The 16,162-nt window shown below is 68.7% G+C and carries 19 protein-coding genes; 1 reads left to right on the forward strand and 18 read right to left on the reverse strand.

Features of this window, described 5'->3' with window-relative positions; genetic code table 11:
- Position 1 precedes the first annotated feature (1 nt).
- From OTB19_RS32735 to OTB19_RS32820, 18 genes are all read right to left on the reverse strand, one after another.
- Positions 2-535, reverse strand: a complete 534-nt coding sequence (locus OTB19_RS32735; protein WP_267802322.1) for a hypothetical protein — start codon at positions 533-535, stop codon at positions 2-4.
- A 4-nt stretch (positions 536-539) separates the two neighbouring features.
- The gene (locus OTB19_RS32740) at positions 540-1,979 is read right to left on the reverse strand and encodes a ParB N-terminal domain-containing protein (protein ID WP_267802323.1); all 1,440 of its coding nucleotides are present in this window, start codon (positions 1,977-1,979) and stop codon (positions 540-542) included.
- Positions 1,976-2,644 (reverse strand): ParB N-terminal domain-containing protein, encoded by a 669-nt coding sequence (locus OTB19_RS32745; RefSeq protein ID WP_267802324.1) that lies wholly within the window; start codon positions 2,642-2,644, stop codon positions 1,976-1,978. The genes OTB19_RS32740 and OTB19_RS32745 overlap by 4 nt, the downstream gene beginning before the upstream one ends.
- Positions 2,645-2,712: 68 nt before the next feature.
- Positions 2,713-4,674: an ATP-binding cassette domain-containing protein gene (locus OTB19_RS32750; protein ID WP_267802325.1), complete on the reverse strand. Its 1,962-nt coding sequence runs from the start codon at positions 4,672-4,674 to the stop codon at positions 2,713-2,715.
- A 56-nt stretch (positions 4,675-4,730) separates the two neighbouring features.
- Complete coding sequence (locus tag OTB19_RS32755) at positions 4,731-5,453, reverse strand: lasso peptide biosynthesis B2 protein (RefSeq protein ID WP_267802326.1); 723 nt, start codon at positions 5,451-5,453, stop codon at positions 4,731-4,733.
- Positions 5,450-7,321 (reverse strand): asparagine synthase-related protein, encoded by a 1,872-nt coding sequence (locus OTB19_RS32760; protein WP_267802327.1) that lies wholly within the window; start codon positions 7,319-7,321, stop codon positions 5,450-5,452. Before OTB19_RS32760 ends, OTB19_RS32755 begins: the two co-directional genes overlap by 4 nt.
- 114 nt (positions 7,322-7,435) lie before the next feature.
- Positions 7,436-7,573, reverse strand: coding sequence for a lasso RiPP family leader peptide-containing protein (locus OTB19_RS32765; protein WP_267802328.1), 138 nt, complete (start codon positions 7,571-7,573; stop codon positions 7,436-7,438).
- Positions 7,574-7,754: 181 nt separating this feature from the next.
- Positions 7,755-8,909, reverse strand: a complete 1,155-nt coding sequence (locus OTB19_RS32770; protein WP_267802340.1) for a M20 family metallopeptidase — start codon at positions 8,907-8,909, stop codon at positions 7,755-7,757.
- Between the two features lie 32 nt (positions 8,910-8,941).
- Positions 8,942-9,757 carry an XRE family transcriptional regulator gene (locus tag OTB19_RS32775; RefSeq protein ID WP_267802329.1) on the reverse strand — a complete coding sequence of 272 codons (816 nt, stop codon included), beginning with the start codon at positions 9,755-9,757 and terminating at the stop codon, positions 8,942-8,944.
- A gap of 212 nt (positions 9,758-9,969) precedes the next feature.
- Positions 9,970-10,260 (reverse strand): hypothetical protein, encoded by a 291-nt coding sequence (locus OTB19_RS32780; RefSeq protein ID WP_267802330.1) that lies wholly within the window; start codon positions 10,258-10,260, stop codon positions 9,970-9,972.
- Positions 10,260-10,487, reverse strand: coding sequence for a hypothetical protein (locus OTB19_RS32785; protein ID WP_267802331.1), 228 nt, complete (start codon positions 10,485-10,487; stop codon positions 10,260-10,262). Before OTB19_RS32785 ends, OTB19_RS32780 begins: the two co-directional genes overlap by 1 nt.
- A gap of 76 nt (positions 10,488-10,563) precedes the next feature.
- Positions 10,564-10,911: a VRR-NUC domain-containing protein gene (locus OTB19_RS32790; RefSeq protein WP_267802332.1), complete on the reverse strand. Its 348-nt coding sequence runs from the start codon at positions 10,909-10,911 to the stop codon at positions 10,564-10,566.
- Positions 10,881-11,129: a hypothetical protein gene (locus OTB19_RS32795; RefSeq protein ID WP_267802333.1), complete on the reverse strand. Its 249-nt coding sequence runs from the start codon at positions 11,127-11,129 to the stop codon at positions 10,881-10,883. Before OTB19_RS32795 ends, OTB19_RS32790 begins: the two co-directional genes overlap by 31 nt.
- A gap of 400 nt (positions 11,130-11,529) precedes the next feature.
- Positions 11,530-11,787: a hypothetical protein gene (locus tag OTB19_RS32800; RefSeq protein ID WP_267802334.1), complete on the reverse strand. Its 258-nt coding sequence runs from the start codon at positions 11,785-11,787 to the stop codon at positions 11,530-11,532.
- A 36-nt stretch (positions 11,788-11,823) separates the two neighbouring features.
- Positions 11,824-12,063 (reverse strand): hypothetical protein, encoded by a 240-nt coding sequence (locus OTB19_RS32805; protein ID WP_267802335.1) that lies wholly within the window; start codon positions 12,061-12,063, stop codon positions 11,824-11,826.
- A 90-nt stretch (positions 12,064-12,153) separates the two neighbouring features.
- Complete coding sequence (locus OTB19_RS32810) at positions 12,154-13,008, reverse strand: hypothetical protein (protein ID WP_267802336.1); 855 nt, start codon at positions 13,006-13,008, stop codon at positions 12,154-12,156.
- Entirely contained in the window at positions 13,008-13,232 is a 225-nt protein-coding gene (locus tag OTB19_RS32815) for a hypothetical protein (RefSeq protein ID WP_267802337.1), read from the reverse strand. The genes OTB19_RS32810 and OTB19_RS32815 overlap by 1 nt, the downstream gene beginning before the upstream one ends.
- Positions 13,233-13,299: 67 nt before the next feature.
- A complete protein-coding gene (locus OTB19_RS32820; protein ID WP_267802338.1) occupies positions 13,300-14,238 on the reverse strand; it encodes a ParB/RepB/Spo0J family partition protein in 939 nt (312 codons plus the stop codon).
- Between the two features lie 1,057 nt (positions 14,239-15,295).
- Here OTB19_RS32820 and OTB19_RS32825 point away from each other — a divergent pair.
- Entirely contained in the window at positions 15,296-15,790 is a 495-nt protein-coding gene (locus OTB19_RS32825) for a helix-turn-helix domain-containing protein (protein ID WP_267802339.1), read from the forward strand.
- The last annotated feature ends 372 nt before the right edge of the window (positions 15,791-16,162 follow it).

Raw genomic sequence — 16,162 nt, forward strand, 5'->3', positions numbered from 1 at the left:
GTTACTCGAAGGTGAGCTGTCCGGGGCTGGTTGTCTTGGAATGTTTTGATTTGTGCGGATTCGGCGGCGCGTCTGGGATGTTCCGGTGCTGTCGCAGCCACCAACCGAATTGCCAGTTCCGGCAGCTTCGGTACAGCCTGGCCTGACGCATTTCGGCATCGGCCGGGATGGAATGCTCGCCCCACCCGGTGATCGGGCGGGCGTTGTGGAGCCGCACCCCGAGACCAGGCACGAGGGCGTTGCCCTCCCATGCATGGCCCGGGGCGCACTCGAAGGCCAGATGGGCGTTGCGCTCCCAGGACCACGGGATCGGTAGAGCGCACAGGTACCAGGCGACTGGCGGTGACTCCGCCGGCAGCAGCACAGTCTGCCTCTTTAGCGTCCGGTCAAGCCGGGGCCGGTCGCTCTCCCCGAAGGTCTTCAGGCAGTGCTCGGCGAGGTTGAGATGCCGGATCCCGGCAAGCCACATGATGCCGTACTTGTCGCTGCTCTCGATTTCTATGCGGACCCTCTCGGGACCCGCCCCCAATGTCATTTAATTACCCCTCCATTTGACGATTCCTATCCTTGATCAATTCTATCAAGATTTCGACAATTCCAGCATGTTTGTCATGTCGGTACTCATTGGGGTATGGCATATTGAATTCATTCCGGAAAGCCGTCTCGTATTCCTCGATGGGAAACGGTCGGGGCTTGCGGCACACCGCCTTTACGGTCGCCCGGGTGACGTCGCTGAGCTCGACTTCCTCGAAGTAACGGGACAGCAGACCCCGCAGCGACTCGGGGGTGTGGTAGCGGATCCGCTGCCACTTCCCCTTCACGAACCGCATGTCCACGCTGTGCTCGTCCAGGAACGCCAGCCGGGTGGAGTCCCGGCTGATGGAGTGCTCCGATTTCTCGTACGCCTTCTCGCGCTCCAGATTTCGCGTGCCGATGCACACCTGCCCGTCGGCGGCGCACAGCGCATTCACAGTAAGCAGCACCCAGTGCTGGTACTCCAGTGAGGTGGTCGCGTTGATGACGGAGTCCAGGACGACGACCTCGTACAGACCCCGTTCCCGCAGTTCCCGTTCGATGCCGCGGATCATGGCGACGATGCCGCGGATGTCCAAGCTGTACTTGCCCTTCAGGGTCCTGTAGGGCTCGTAGTCCTGGACCCGGTACCCCTGAGTGCGCAAATGCTTCGCGTAGTCGCCGTGTCCGGCCCCGAAGTCCACCACCCGGTGAGAGGTCGTGAGCCACGGCAGGACGAGACGCTCCCACACCTCGGACTTGTAGCGGACCTTGTCCGCCTTTGCCTTCGAGGAGTGTTCCCTCAACCGGTTCGGCTGGACGATGTGCTGGTTCCACACCGGGGCCTGCTCCTCCAGGCCGGTCCAGTCGTAGACGCCGTACTCGCCGGTCAGGTCCTCCACGAGCTGGCCGGCGTCGAAGGACGACACGGTCCAGGCGAGGATGTCGAACCGCTGGGCCTTGGCGACGGCCGCGTACTCGGCGTTGAGCACGATGCGGCCCTGATCATCGATGACGACCGAGCCCCACGGCCCATGCGCGGCCGTCATGAAGCCGATGGCCTGCTGGAAGGGAAGGTTCTTCGAGGCGACGACTTCGATGGTCTGCCACGGAATCCAGCACCACTGTCCGATCGGACCGGCTTCCGCGTAGACGACGCTGCTCTCGGTCTCAACCCGGTTGTGCAAAAGGTTGAATTTGATCTCGTCCTGAAGGCGGACTTTCTGCGGCAGGATCATCGCAGGCACGGTCTCCTGCCCGATGGCCTTGAGCCCCTTGGTTCGCTGGTGACCTGCGACCAGCGTCCCGTCCGCGTTCAGGATGACGGGCTTGACGACACCGTGGCGGCGCAGAGACCCCTGGAGCCGCACGAAGGAACTCTCGGACAGGCGCCGCGGGTTGTAGTCCGCCGGCCGCAGCTTCTCCAGTGGATAGGCGGGGTCGAACCGTACGTCGAGAGGGTTCACGCCACGACCTCCTCGGCGGCGTGGTGCTCCTCGTTGAGGACGTGCCAGCCGAACCCAAGATCGGAATCCTGCTCTGCGACGTACTTCTTGTAGAGGGAGTTCAGGAACTCCACCTCGTCCTGTGTGATCCGGACGCGAGTCGATGACCATTGGAGATACCCCCACTGGAGGTAGTCGACGGTGGCGGCGGCCCCCGTTCCCGCGCCGTCGCTCGGGAGCTCGATGGGCGCGGGCAGCGAAGTGTCGTCGAGGAGTTCGTCCAGCTGTGCGCGGTCGTAGCCGGTGCCTTCGAGGTCGGGCAGGTCGGTGAGGATGTCCGCGAGAAGCTCGGTGTCGTACCCGGCGAGGTCGGAGGTCCGGTTGTCAACGATGACGATCTTCGCGGCCGTGTCGTCGTCGACATCGAGCCACGTCACGGCTATCTCTTCCCACCCGAGCTGGCGGGCGGCCTTCGCTGTGTGGTTGCCGGCAAGGATCTCGTTCGGACGGCCCGTCAGGGAGCCCTTGTTGGCGACGATCGGCTTGTACTGGCCGTGCGTGGCCAGTGATTCCGCGATGGCTTCGAGATCGCCGGTACGCGGGTTGCGGTGGTACGGGGCCAGGTCCGCGAGGGGGACGGCGAGATCCGCGAGGGAGGCGGGGATGCGAGGAGCGTTGGTAGGCACGAGGACTCTCCGGGCCCCGCGCCCACCATCGACCCTAGGTGATCAGACGTGCCGGTCGACCGAGGCGGTCAGGGCACGTTGCTGTAGTTCTGTGCTTGGGCGCGCCACATCGCCGCGTACTGGGCGTCTTGGGCGATCAGGGCTTCGTGGGTGCCTTCTTCGGCAACACGGCCTTGGTCGAGGACGAGGATGCGGTCGGCGCTGCGGGTGGAGCCGAGGCGGTGGGTGATGAGGATGACGGAGCGGCCTTCGCTCAGGAGGCGGATGCGCTCGTACATGGCCTCTTCGGCGTGCGGGTCGAGGGCCGAGGTCGGTTCGTCGCAGATCAGGAGCGGTGCGTCGGCGCGGAAGAAGGCCCGCGCGGCGGCGAGGCGCTGCCACTGGCCGCCGGAGAGGTCGCGGCCGCCCCAGTAGGAGGGGGCCAGGTTGGTGTCGAGGCCATCGGGGAGCTGCTTGATCACACTGTCCGCGCCGGCTGCGGTGGCGGCGGCCCACACGGCGGTGTCGTCGCCGGGCTGGCCGAGGGTGATGTTCGCGCGGGCGTCGGCCTGCCAGCGGCAGATGTCCTGCGGCAGCATCGCGAGGCGGCTCCAGATCTCCTCGGGGTCGACGTCGAACAGGTTGGTGTCGTCCCAGGTGATGCCACCGCTGGTGGGGTTGTAGAGGCCGGCGAGGAGCTTGGCGAGGGTCGACTTGCCGGCGCCGTTGCTGCCGACGATCGCGAGGACCTCGCCGCGCCTGAGGGTGACGGTCACGTTCTCCAGGACGGGCTGGGTGCTTCCCGGGTAGGAGAAGGTGACGTTCGTCGCGCGGATGATCTTCGGCTGGGTCGGGGCGTGCGTTGCCGTTTCGGCGTCGGGCTGGAAGGTGCGTGCTCGGGAGTCCTGGAGGAAGGTCACCCAGTCGTCCAGGTAGAGGCCGATCTTGTAGGTGGTGTGGAGGCCGGTGACGAGCCCGCCGAGTAGGTTGCGGCTGGTCATGACGGCGATGACGGCGGTACCGGCGGCGGCCAACGGGATGTGGCCGCTGGTGACGAGCCACAGCAGAACGCCGTAGACGAGCAGGGATGCTGCTCCGGCAAGGGTGTCGCCGAGGAGCTGGCGGCGGGCGGTGCTGCGGCCGACTGCTGCGGCGTGGTCTTCGAGACGGCGGGTTACTGCCTCGAACTCGCCCAGCAGCCAGCCGCGCATGGTGTTGGCGCGTACGTCCAGGGCGGAGGGGCGGCCGGACGCGTTGTACATGAGGTTGTGGCGCAGTCGGCGGTCGGTGAGGGTGTGGCGTTCGGCGCGGTGGGCGGCTCGGGCGGAGGAGATCGCGGCGATGCCGCGAGGGACGACGGCGAGGATCAGCAGCGGCACCAGGAGCGGGTGGAGGGCCAGGAGGATGCTGGCGGCGGCCAGGATCCCGAGGAGCGCGGTGGCCACGGCGGCGAGCGCGTCGATCATGAGATGGGCTTCTTTGGAGGCCCGGTTGGCCGCTTCGCTGTGGTCGCTCCAGGCCGGATCGTCGTAGGCGGCGAGGGGGACGCGGGTCGCGGCGTCCAGGTAGCGGAGCTCGGCCACGCCGTCGACCTTCGGGCCGATGCGTGCGGTGATCGTGCAGGTCTTCGCGGAGATCAGGGATCGGGCGATGGCGGCCGTGGTGACGACGGCGAGGAACGGCAGAGCGTGGGTGAGCCGGTCGGAGGGTGTGCCTGAGCCGAAGAGCTGGGTGAAGGCGCCCCGGGTCGCGTACAGGCCGGCCGCCGTGAGGACGCCCAGGGCGACCTGCAAGGCGGCCATCCAGCGGACCGCCTGCCGGTCCACGGCCCACGCCAGGCGAACGGCGATCGCGGCGAGGTGTGGAAGCCGGCGGGCCATGGTCAGCGCGGAGTCCGAGAGGGCATCGTCGTGGCGTTCGGCGCTGGTCGTGAACTGCGGCATGGCTGCGGCCTGGGTGGCGGGCCGCTTCCGGAGCCTGGCGAACCGTGTGCGTGCGGGGGCCGGGATGATCGCTCCGGCCGGGCTGTCAGAGTGCAGAGTGTCAGTCACGACCGGAGCAACGGTTCACCCGTACGAGTGGAAACGGTGGCGGGAGGTGGCGAATTTTAGTTCGGGTGTTCCACCTGTAGGGCGGGGATGTACGGCCAGATACGTTCGTCTCGGTCCTGGCCGATGATCTGTCCGCCCGCCTCGGTCCAGGCGTGGGCGCCGTAGGGGCTGAATCGGGCGCCGAGGACCCAGCGCATCCGTCGCCCGGTGAGGGCGGCGGTGATGAAGGAGGCGAGAGACTCCTCCAGGCAGGCGATCCGGGATCCGGGCCATGCGGCGGCGGCGCGGCGGACGGCGGAGTGCACGGCGACGGCCTCCGCACGTGTGGCAGCGCGTCCCGGGAGACGGGTCGCGGCTCGGGCGACAGCCATGGTCCAGCGCAGTGGAAGAAGACGGAGCAGAACCAAGGCGGTGGCGAGCCCGGCGTGCGCGGCGAGCCGTCGGCGTGCGGGCACCGGCCGCGCGGACACGAAGAGGACCTCCGGCGGGGCAGCGGCGGCGGGCGGGCGGTGCACGGCGGTGAGCAGGCCGGCGGCTTGCAGGTCGGTGGCGACTCGGGTCAGGTCTGCACGGACACGTTCGGCCGGGACGCCGCGCAGGGCCCACTGGGTCGCGAGTTCCTCGACCGCGACACGGGGTTCGGCGCCGCGTGTCACCCGGTCCCATAACTGCGCGCCGATGGGATCGAGGAATCGCCACCGGCCCCGGCCCCTGCGCACGTCCATCAACGCGACGCCCTGGGCGCCTACGGCCGCGTAGATGCCTGAGTGCTTCTTCATCGCGCCTCCTCGGCAACGGGGGTCCGCTCCCAGAACAGGTCACGGCGTACGGTCAGGGAGGCGAGCCAGCATTCGGCGGCGACCAGGGCGTGCAGTCCGGCGAGCGGCGCCGGTTCGCCGCGGGCAGCTCCCTCCAACGCAGCGATGACGGGGGCCGGGGCGAGGAGCCCCTCCTCAAGGATCCGGGAGTGGGTGAGGATCGTCCGCAAAGCGGGTTCGTTGCGGCGGATCCCGGCGTAGACGCTGCCTGTGTGGGCGGTCTTTGTCCGCCGCTGGAGCAGGTACTCGGGGGCGATCCCCGACAGGGCGGCGCGGGCCAGCGGCTTGAAGTCCCCGACGTGGCGGCGTTGCCATCCCGGTATAGCGTGGCAGACGTTGACGACGGCCGTGTCCAGGTAGGGGGCGTGGATGGGTATGCCCCAGCTCTGGTCAGCGATCTGGTCGTAGGTGGCGTGCTCCTCGCCCATGCGTTCCAGCGCGAGCCGCTCGTGGAGGGCGCCCGGCCCACGCTCCGGGTGCACGCGGCCCGCGTCTTCGCCGAGCAGGCCGGCGAGAGCGGTGCGGCCATCGGGGGTCAGCCACGAAGCGACGGGGGAGAGGCTGCACCAATCCATCGCCTCCCACGCCGGAGAGTGCCCGCCACCCGGCAGCGTCGACGGCCCGGCGAGCGTCCTGGCCATCGCGGACAAGGCCTGCGGGTAGGTGGTGCGGGCCGCCTGTAGTGCGTGCCGTAGGAATCTGGGGGGCGAACTGCGTAGCGTCCGGGCGTAGGCCGTGACACGGGCCGCAGCCGCGCGGCGCTGCCCAGCCTGGTACAGGTCGACGGCCATCGCGGGCACGGGGGAGTCCAGGACGTCGTCCCCGCCCCGGCCGGTGAGGTGGAATCGGGCGTCCGATGCCACGGCCGGCGCGAGGTGGGCGGCTTTGATACCCAGCACGCCGATCGACAGGGACGGGCTGTCGGTCATCACCAGGGCGTCGGGCCGCTGCAGCCCGTCGAAGTGCAGCACCCCCTGCTGTTCGCCGTCGACGGTCACGTGCCGGACATCGGGGAAGTCGGCGGCGAAGCGCCGGGCGTAGAGAAGGTCGTCCTCGCCGCGCATGTAGCCGTCGGTGTATGTGATTGCCGTCAGCGGTGCCCGGCACGCCGCGAGCGCGGTGAGGATGCTGCTGTCGATGCCCCCGGAGAGATCGGCCGAGGCCGGGCCGAGCAGGCCGATGCGCCGCTCCACGGCCGTGGTCATCGTCTCCCGCAGTGCGAGCGCGCCCTCCTCGAAGCCGAGCGCGGACCGGGGCGTGGGCACGGCTTCGGTGAGCACCGGTCGACCGGGCGACAGGACGAGGGCGTGACCGGGCGGGACTCTGTGGATGCCGGCGAAGTAGGAGTGGGTACCGAGCGGGTCGACGCCGACCAGGGTGAACGCGGCCACCAGACGTACCGGGTTCGGTGCCGCCCCCGCGTACGCGGCCAGGACGATCGCGGACGTCGACCACACCACCTCGTCGCCGTCGACGAGCCAGAACACGCAGATGGTGCCCGCCCGGTCCCCGGCCACCCGCACCGTCTCGCCGGTACGGACGACAGAGAGGAAGGACCCCGGCAGCTGGGGGGTCTTCTCCCACCGGCCGCGCTCGGCGCTGTCCCGGGCCTCCCACAGTTCCGCCTTCGTCGCCAGGCAGACCCCCGCGGTGAAGACCTCGGTGCTGCCGCCCAGGGCCGGGGCGTAGCGCAGCGCCGCCGTGTCGTATCCGGCCGCCCACACCTGGGCCGGGCCTTCCATCGGTACGGGCTGGCCGGCACAGGGCCGCCATCGCCAACCCGCCATGCCGGCGGGGCCTGTGTCGAACACGCCGCTAACGAACTTCATGGGAAATCCTCCTCGCCTTGGTTGACGTGCAGACGTACGAGCGCCCGGGGCGGCCGTGTTGGCCGGCCGTCCCGGGCGCTCGTGATCAGCGGGGCGAAGCCCCCGCCGGGAGGTTCAGCCCTTCTGCCAGTACTGGGTGTCGTCCGCGTTGTTCCCGCCGTTCGACCCGAGGGTGACCTCGGTGACGGTGCCCAGGTCGGCCAGAGCCGGGGTGACGTACTCGGTGGTCTCGGTGACGGTGATGTCCTTCATGGCTGTCTCCCTTGAGAAGTTGGTGCGCTGGTCCCCCGCGGGCCGGGCGGCGCGTCCACCGCCCGGCCCCTTGGACTCCTCTATGACAGCGGACCGCAACTCCGTTCGACAGAGACGAAGTTGGGGACTTCCTAGTACGGCCGGTGGGACGGAGTTGGTATGGATCTGGGACGTCGCCAGGTCAGGACGCGTGCAGGAGGTCCAAGACGGCTTGGCGGTAGACCGCGTACACGGTTGGGAGCTCGGCCAGATGGGCGCGCTCGTCGATACCATGCAGCCCCTCGTAGGGGACGCCGAACCCGGCGGTCGCCGGGATGCCGTATCCGGCGAGCAGGTTCCCGATGTTGGAGGGCCCCGCCACCTTGGATCGCACCTCGACGCCGTGGGTCCGGGCACTGGCCAGGAGGGACGCGGCCGGCTCCTCGTGAGGCTGGAGTTGGAATGGCGGCCAGCACGCCACCTCGGTGATCACGGTGGGCTTCGGGCCCGGGAGCTCGGCGTCCAGCTCCGCCACTGCCTTCCGCACGTGGGCCTCGGCTGCCTCGCCGCCGAACGCCGGAACCGTGCGCACGTCCACGTTTAGCCGACACAGGTCCGGCACCGTCGAGAAGCCCTCACCGGCGTGGATGGAGGTGACGGTCAGCTTCGGGGGGAGCGGGAACCCGCCTTCGGCTTCGGTGGGGAGCCCGCCGTTCTCCAGCAGCTGCACTAGCCGGGTGGCGCGGGTGATCGCACTGACCTGGGTGCGGCTGGATCCCGAGTGACCGGATGGGGCGAACACGGAGATCGCTGCCCGCCACAGTCCGCGCCCGCCGACCACGACCTCGTCCATGCCCGGGTAGCCGATCATCACCCCGGCGGGTCGCACCGCTTCCGGGTCGGCCAGGTAGGCACGGGCCCCGCCGAACCCTCCGGTGTGCTCGTCCACGTCGAGGAGGACCGCGAGGCCGCCCGCGAAGGAGTCTGCTCGCTGATGGAGTTCGGCCGCGATGTGGCAGTACGCAGCGGCGGCCAGCTTGGAGTCCGCCGAGCCGCGCCCCCGCAACCACCCCTCGACCACATCCCCGACGGCCGGCGGGAAGGTCCAGGAAGCCTCATCCCCGTAGGCCGCTGTGTCCAGGCAGGCATCCAGCGTCCACCACGGTCCTGGCCTGCCACCCGGGATCTCGATCAGCAGGCCGACGAGCTGGCCCCCCTCGTCGGTCAGCCGCCGGTGCGGCAGTGACCGCGTGGCAAGCCATCTTTCCAGCACGCCGAGGACAGGCCCGTACGCGTCGATGCCCCCTCGGCTGGGGTGACGGATGAGCGCCTGGGCGAGTTCGATCACCGAGTCCATCTGCTGTGCGGCCGTCGCGGCCGGGTCGTTCGTCACTCTGCTCCTTGCCATGGAAAGCCGCGCCGCCGAGTTGGCAGGGCGGCGACAGCCTCGGCTGTCTCTACCGGCCGTGCGGAGGCGCATGCCTCCCGGCCGTGTTGCACCAAACCGACCGCCGCGGCCTTGCTCAACAGCACCCCGCAGTCGAAGCCGTCCGCGCCGTGGAATGAGGGCAGGGGCAGGACGGCCGCCGACTCCGAGGCCACGATGAACCGCTCCATCGCATCTGCGGATTCGACGATCCCGATGTGAAGGGTCTTGACCCCGTTGCGACGTTCGGCCGGATCACGGAGTTCGAGGAGCCGCAGAAGGTGGTCGCTCAGGTCGTGGTGGCGGGGCGGCCCGTACAGGACGCGGTAGTGCACCAGGTCGGGTTGCTGCGCGACAGCCGTCTCGATCGCCGCGAGGTAGGTCTTCTCCCGGCTCCGGGACCCTGTGATCACGAGTTGCTCCCGGGCACCTGAGACGACCTCGACCATGGCCTCCAGCAGATCCGAGTAGCGGGTCAGGAGGCGGATGACGACTCCGGTCCCGGCCACCTCCAAGGTGCTGGCCGGCCCGCTCCTGTCCTGGTGCGCGAACAGGACCTCCGAGCGTTCGCGATACAGGGTCACCAGGGCCCGACGGTTCCTCGCTCCGGTCCGTTTCCGGCCCGATTCCCAGGCACTCAGCAGGCTGGCATCCGTCGCCCCGCCGGTGATCAGGTTGAGTTGGTCGGTGGCCTCTTCGAGAGTCCAGGTGCGCGCCCGTCGCGCGCTGCGTAACGCCGAGTCCGGCACGGCTGACCCCCTGGGGCTGATATCGAGCATGGCGCGGCGCCTTCGCCGCTGTGGGCCCATGGTGCCGCCCGCCGACGGTTTGCGGGAGGTGGGGTTGTGCTCCCGTTACGGCTGCACGACGTGAGGACATGCGGCAGCCCCGCCGACGGGGGTGACGGCGGGGCTGCTGGTGCAGATCGTATGAGATCAAAAGAGGCTCTGATGGAAGAACTGCGCATTCCGGTCGGAGCTGTTGATACGTATCAGGCAGATTCCTGGTGCATGACCTTGGCGGGATCGGCGGTGCCGCCCACATAGCGCGCCCAGACTCCGGCCCCTTCGTCCCCGGTACTGCGTGCGTGAGCCTCGAAGGCACCCGCCGGCCGGAACGCGGCCAGCTTGCCGGTGCGGATGCGGTAGGCGAAATTCGAGGCAGGGCCGATGGCGGGGCGTTCGGCGACGAGGGCCCAGTCGCCGGGCCGGGCGCGAAGGGCGCGTGCGGCGTTGTCGGCGTCTGCGCTGCGGGAAGGGAGGGGCTCGAACTGGACGGGCATCAGGTGGCTCCGTTCACGGTGGGCGTCTCGGCGAGGCTGCGGATTCGGGCGGCCAGTAGCCACTGCCGGTCCGCGAGGTCCTCGCAGAGGGCGTTCGCGATCGAGGCGATCTCTGCGAGGACGTGCGGTGAGGGGGCTTGTTGCCCGGGCGGCTGGGCGTTGGGCGACATGTGGGCCCCGGTCAGCGGTTGTTGCAGCGGCAGGTGTTGGTGATCGGGTTGAACCACGAGTCACAGGAGGTGCACCAGATTGCTCCGGGGACGGGCGGTTCGCCGGGGGTGGGGGACATGTCGGGCTTCCTGTTCAGAGGGTTCCGGGGAGGGTGGCGCGTGGACCGCCGGGGGCGAGGGTGGAGACGATGAGGGCGAGATCGCGAGGCCGCCACAGGGCCACTTCGAATCCGCACTCGGAGAGGTGGCGCAGCCACAGCTTCTGTTCGGGCCGCATGCGGCCGGTGTCGGTCTTCAGCTCGATGAAGATCGTGCGTCCTGCTGTCGGGTGGCCGTATACCTCGTCGGGCCATCCGGCGTCACTGCGAAGCGAGTTGTGGGTGTGGTAGGCGAGGGTCCAGCCGCGCATCTGGGCGAGTTGCCTGACGTGGCGACGGAACTGTTCCTCGTTCACCGCGTGCCAGCGGGTCGGTAGGTCCACGTCGCGATGGCCGCTTCCAGCACGGCGTAGTGCTCGGCTGCGTGCGGGTCGGGCTTGCGCGTCGGGGCGGGCGCCGCCTGCGGGGTCGCCTTGCGACGGTGCCGGTCCTTGAGGACTTCCTGAACGGTGTATCGCTCGCTGATGAGTTCGGCGAGCGGGTGGCCGTACTGCTCGATGGCGTGTTCGTCTTCGAGGTCGGCGGTGGTGGTTGTAGGCATCTGCTTCTCCGTGGGTGTGGCCGGGACCCGCTGTGGGGGCGGGTCCCGGCCGGAGGGGTGGCTCGTATCTGACGAGCCGTTCCGGACGAGCTGGGCGCGGGGGTCTCTGCCCGTTCGGAAGTTGGTGGTGTCGGGCCGTGCCTTCGGCCTGACTTGCAGGACCGTAACATGAATTTGTGTAGCGGCCTATTTCTAGTCGATGGCCACCACGTCCTCCGCGTCGTGGTACTGCGGCCGGGATGTCCCCGGCCAGAGGATCCCCACCAGTCGCCCGCCTGCGAACGGGTCGCTCCCATACCCGCAGACGGTGCCGAAAAGGCGTATGCGCCCGTTCGTCGGTGGGGTCTTGAGGGTCACGGTGGCGCCTGTCGGGTACTCCGGGGCGGGCCCTGTTCGGTGGTTACTTGGCTGCGAGGAGTTCAAGGCCGCGCCCCCATTCGGGGGTGATGGGCTCGTGGAAGGCGCACCCGCCTCCCTGGCTCTCCAGGTCGGTTGCCGTCCAGTCGTCGGCGCCACCGTCCGCGGGTCGCTCGAAGTGCTGGATGCTGCCGCAGTTGAGTGTGACGGCCAGGCGCAGGCCGCCGCTTGCGGTGGGGGTGACGCCGTAGCGGCCGCCCTCGGTGAGGGCTTGCTTGGTGAGGCTGTCTCCGAGACTCATGGCACGTCGTCCTTTTTGGTAGTGGCCTATTTATGGTCAGTAGAGTGCGCCGAAGCCGTCGCAGAGATCGCAGGTGTCGCCGGTCGAAGGCTTCACGCCGTCGTCGCATGCCGGGCATGCGAGGCGGCGGCCGATGCCGTGGCATTCGGTGCAGGTTCGATCGACCTCGTGGGGGCCGTGAAGGTATACCTCCGTGCCCTTGCCCTCGCAGCTGTCGCACTCGGGGGCGTCCGTGTCATAGACGCCGGCGCAGCTGACCGGGGTGAACGTGACCACGGGTGATTCCCTTCTCCGGTGAGGCTCGGCGCCTCTTCCTTATATGTGAATTCTACTATGCCTGGTGGGGGTGTCCAGTGCCCTTGGCCATCAATCCGCCTGGCGTCGAACGTGGCGGAGCAGGGCCGCCCCCACGCTGTGGAGCCGCGCCGCCGTCCACTGTGACCCCGAGATGCTCACCCGGACGATCGGCCGCCCGGCCTCCTCCAGCAGCAACACGCCCGGGGTCGCGGCCGAGTACCGCACCCTCCACCCTCCGTCAGCCTGCTCCGAGGGGGCGGGCAGCGGTGGGGCGAGCAGATCGTCCACCACGGGTGGGATGTGGCGAGAGAACGTGGCAAGCCGCTCCTCATCGTGGCGGCATCCGCCCATGCAGATCATCAGGCAGGCCCGCGTTCCGACAGTGAGGAACGCATGCCGGATGCTGGTGCCGACCGCCCTGCTGCGCACCTCGCCGTGCGGCGCGGGGGTGACGCGATGCAGCCAGAACCCTTCCATGGAGGCGTCCCGATACCGACGACCCAGCTCCCATCCTTCCAGGCGCGACACCTCGGCCCACGTCCACGGCCGGCCGCCATCGAGGCGGTCGACAGCGTCGGGCCCACTCGTCATCCACAGCTGTGAGCTGGCGGTGGCGTTGAACAATCCCTCGCTGTAGGTGGTCTCGACACGGACGAGGACCCGGTCGCCGCCGACCTCCAGAGCCCGGCGGTTCGGGGCGGTCAACACAGGGCATTGCGTGCAGGCCCCGTCCCGTATGCAGGAGCCGAAGCCGCCCCACCGGGCGCGTCTGGTGTCCTGGCTCTCGAAGAGAGTCGCGTAGGAGCGGGGGAGTAGTGCGCACTGCGGCCCGGCCGCTCCTATATGCCCGTTCAGGCTGAGGCGGTTGTAGCCCTTCCCGTCCGAGGGGCGTACGGGCTCGGGCTCGGGCAGATGGACCGGCATCAGAACAAACCCTCCTGGCCGGTGTCTCCGACTGCCGGCCGGGCCTGCCGGACGGGCTTCTGTGGGGGCTGCTCTCCGAACAGGGCTGGTGTGCCGTGACTGTCCGGTGTGGCGTAGATCCGTCCGGGGCCGGCGGGTACGGGAAGGGTGGCGGGGGCCGCGGCGTCGAAGTCGCCTTCGGTCATCGCGGTCCAGTCCATTCCGGTGGGAGGGTGCTCGGTCAAGGGAGTCTCCTTCGCTTCGTGCGGCGGGGGGCGGGGCTCACGGCTCCGCCCCCGCTCCGTCTGCCCGTCAGGCCGCGATGCTGACCGCGTCGGCGTTCATGGCCTCGGGGTTGACGGCGATCAGCTCTGCCGCCTCGGCGTGCGCCTTGGCCTGCTTGAGCTGCCAGCGCGCCTTGGTCAGGGACTCAGCCACCCGGTCGAGCTGGTCGAGTCGGGCGCCGACCTGCCCCTCAAGGGCCTGCGCCAGCTTGATGGGGTCGGTCTTGGCGATCTCATCGAGCATCGCGCGGACCTGCTCGATCTTGTCGAGGGTGCCCTTGGTCTTCTTCTGGGCGGCGGCGCGCTCCTCGCGCTGCTCGTCGGTCAGGTCCTCGGTGATCATCAGTACCTGCTGGTCCTGCTGCTGCTTCATGGCGAAGGCGAAGTGCACGATCTCGTTGTCCGCCTTGAACTCCCCGCGGGCGAACTTCGAGAGGAGGGCGCCCTGGTTGGCGAAGCTGAGTGCGGCGATCTGCACGGCGGCCTGCGTGCCGATCTGCCCATCCTGTACGAGCTTCTGGAATTCGAGGCGGAGGTCGAGGAGGGCCAGGCGCAGCTTGACGTAGGCGGTGGTCTTGCCGAAGTCGGCGGCGACCGTGGCGATCGTGGCGCCTTCCTCCTCGTCCAGGATCCGCTGGTAGCCGTTGGCCTCCTCGAAGGGGGTCATGTTCTCGCGGTTCACGTTCTCCGACATGGACCGCTTGAAGCGGCGCAGTTCGTTCTTCTCGGAGACGATGCTGACCTTGACGGTGCTCTTGCCCAGGACGGTCAGGGCGCGGTAGCGACGCTCGCCCGAGATGATCTGGTATCCGCCCTGCGCGTCGTCGGGGGCGACCTCGATCGGGGTCATCTGGCCGTAGGTGTCGATGGCCTTGGCGAGTTCCTGGATGGCCTCTTCGTTGAAGTACTCGCGGGGCTGGTTCGGGTTGGGGCGGACCTGGGTCATCTTTACGGTGCGGTAGGTCATTTCGGGTGCTCCAAGAGGTGTTTGGCGTTGGCTTCCTGCCCTTGCCTTATACCTGAATTCTACTATGATGAGAGGGGGTGTCCACTCCCCGGAGCCCCGCCCGATGTGACCTCGACCACGCCCGAAAGTCTGCTTGGCGCGAAGACGCCGAAGGGGTGCCGGATCATCTCCGGCACCCCTTCGGCGTCCCCCTCAAGCGGCGAGCGCCCGACCCCCGTCCACGCGCTCACGCCACCGTCGAACCTCGGCCGGCGCCCCGGCCATCAACGCGACGCGACAGTCCTCGTCCAACGGGCACAACACGCACAGCGTGCGAGGCGCTTCACCCGCCACGGCCCGTCTCTCCGTGCTGCGGCAAGCCGCCTCGCTCCACGCGATGGGCCGCGCGAGCGGACTGCTCTCGCAGTCGAGGCCGCCCAGGTTCAGGAGCAGCTGGGCGCGATCCGGTGAGGTTCCGCCGCCGCTCGACTGTCGCGGCTGCCTCGACAGCGCGAGGACGCGCTGCACGTCAATCACAAGCCCCCCAAAAAATTGCGGGAAGCGGGAGCTACTGGCTCCTGCCGCCCCGTCCTGCGCACCATTCCCCCGGTGCCCTGCTGATGGTGTGCTCACCGGCTGAGGTGGCTCGCGCCGCCGGTGAAGGGTCTGCGCCCAGGTCGCGGGCACCCGCCCCCGGACCGCCGCTCGTGGCGGAACAAGGTCTTGGGGGAGGTGGCCGGGCTGAGGGCGCAATGGGTGCGGCCTCGGCAGCCGCGGTCGTCTGTCTCGTTACGCGTTCAGCGGCGTAAGGCCGGTGCGCGGGAAGGGGCGGACATTCGTCGACTCCGTCGTCGGGCCCTCGTGTGGGCATGGGGTGCCATGCCCCAGGTGGGACACGTGTCAGCCCGAGGCGAATCGGGTGATCGTTGACGATGTGACCATAAGTCAACTACTCCCCGTCATGTCAAACAGGTGAGGCGTGGGCGTGGCACCCGCTGGCGAGGGTTTGGAAAATAGATGAGACACTGAGTGAGAGACACGTACAGTGCCCGGCGACGGGCGAGGGAGACAGGTATCTATGGGTGCGGGAGATAGTGCTGGCCGCACCATCGCAGAGAAGCTCGACTACCTGATCCAAACCCTCCACCCACAGGGGCGGGGCCCGTACGCCACCCGCGAGATCGAAGCCCTCATCAAGCAGAGGGCGGCCGAAGGCGAGCCGACGGTGGCACACGCGACGATCAGCAACATTCGTTCGGGCAAGATCACCAACCCCGGAGCGGACTCCCTGCGTGCGCTGGCCTCCTTCTTCGGCGTGCCCGTCGGCTACTTCTTCGACGACGCCGTAAGCGGCCCGATCGATGCCAGGATCCGCGAGATCAAGGGCGGCGTCGAGCGCGCGGCGGCCGGCGAAGACCTGGCCGACGCCTTGGAGGACAAGGAAGTCCGTGCCGTCCTTTTCCGGTTGGGCGGCCTGTCCACGTCGGCGCTTCGCGGCATCAAGGGCATGGTCGATACGTATCGCGCGGCCGAGGGGCTACCGAAGGTGAATTCGAAGGGCTCCAGATCGTGAGGCCCCGAGCAGTCGAAGCGGAACCCCGATTGTCACTTTGAATCACCGGGCGCATACAGTGAACCCCACCGGGGGAGCACGCTCATCGCGGCTGCACGTATGCGATCAAGGTGAGGCTGGGCAATGTTCTGGGCGAGGGGCAGGAAATCTCTTTCCGCCATCGTCGGTGGTCTGGACATCCCTCATCCTTTCGATCTTCAAGACTTCTGCGATTCGATAGCGAATCTGCGGGGCCGCCCCCTCATCCTGGATCCACCGCGTAGTGGTCGGGCTGTGGATGGAGAAATCAGAAGAGGTGCCCGCTGACCTGGGATGATGGGAGTTTCTACGCTTCCATCAGACCCGAGCAAGAGGGCACCTCGTAAGTGAAAT

The organism is Streptomyces sp. H27-H5 (genome assembly GCF_026627505.1).
In the GTDB taxonomy this organism is placed as follows: Bacteria; Actinomycetota; Actinomycetes; order Streptomycetales; family Streptomycetaceae; genus Streptomyces.

Excerpts from the sequence above, each read along its gene's own strand:
- OTB19_RS32735 (WP_267802322.1), bottom strand. The coding sequence starts at position 535 with ATGACATTGGGGGCGGGTCCCGAGAGGGTCCGCATAGAAATCGAGAGC.
- OTB19_RS32755 (WP_267802326.1), bottom strand. The coding sequence starts at position 5,453 with ATGAAGAAGCACTCAGGCATCTACGCGGCCGTAGGCGCCCAGGGCGTC.
- OTB19_RS32760 (WP_267802327.1), bottom strand. The coding sequence starts at position 7,321 with ATGAAGTTCGTTAGCGGCGTGTTCGACACAGGCCCCGCCGGCATGGCG.
- OTB19_RS32765 (WP_267802328.1), bottom strand. The coding sequence starts at position 7,573 with ATGAAGGACATCACCGTCACCGAGACCACCGAGTACGTCACCCCGGCT.
- OTB19_RS32770 (WP_267802340.1), bottom strand. The coding sequence starts at position 8,909 with ATGGACTCGGTGATCGAACTCGCCCAGGCGCTCATCCGTCACCCCAGC.
- OTB19_RS32775 (WP_267802329.1), bottom strand. The coding sequence starts at position 9,757 with ATGCTCGATATCAGCCCCAGGGGGTCAGCCGTGCCGGACTCGGCGTTA.
- OTB19_RS32780 (WP_267802330.1), bottom strand. The coding sequence starts at position 10,260 with ATGCCCGTCCAGTTCGAGCCCCTCCCTTCCCGCAGCGCAGACGCCGAC.
- OTB19_RS32795 (WP_267802333.1), bottom strand. The coding sequence starts at position 11,129 with ATGCCTACAACCACCACCGCCGACCTCGAAGACGAACACGCCATCGAG.
- OTB19_RS32800 (WP_267802334.1), bottom strand. The coding sequence starts at position 11,787 with ATGAGTCTCGGAGACAGCCTCACCAAGCAAGCCCTCACCGAGGGCGGC.
- OTB19_RS32810 (WP_267802336.1), bottom strand. The coding sequence starts at position 13,008 with ATGCCGGTCCATCTGCCCGAGCCCGAGCCCGTACGCCCCTCGGACGGG.
- OTB19_RS32820 (WP_267802338.1), bottom strand. The coding sequence starts at position 14,238 with ATGACCTACCGCACCGTAAAGATGACCCAGGTCCGCCCCAACCCGAAC.
- OTB19_RS32825 (WP_267802339.1), top strand. The coding sequence starts at position 15,296 with ATGGGTGCGGGAGATAGTGCTGGCCGCACCATCGCAGAGAAGCTCGAC.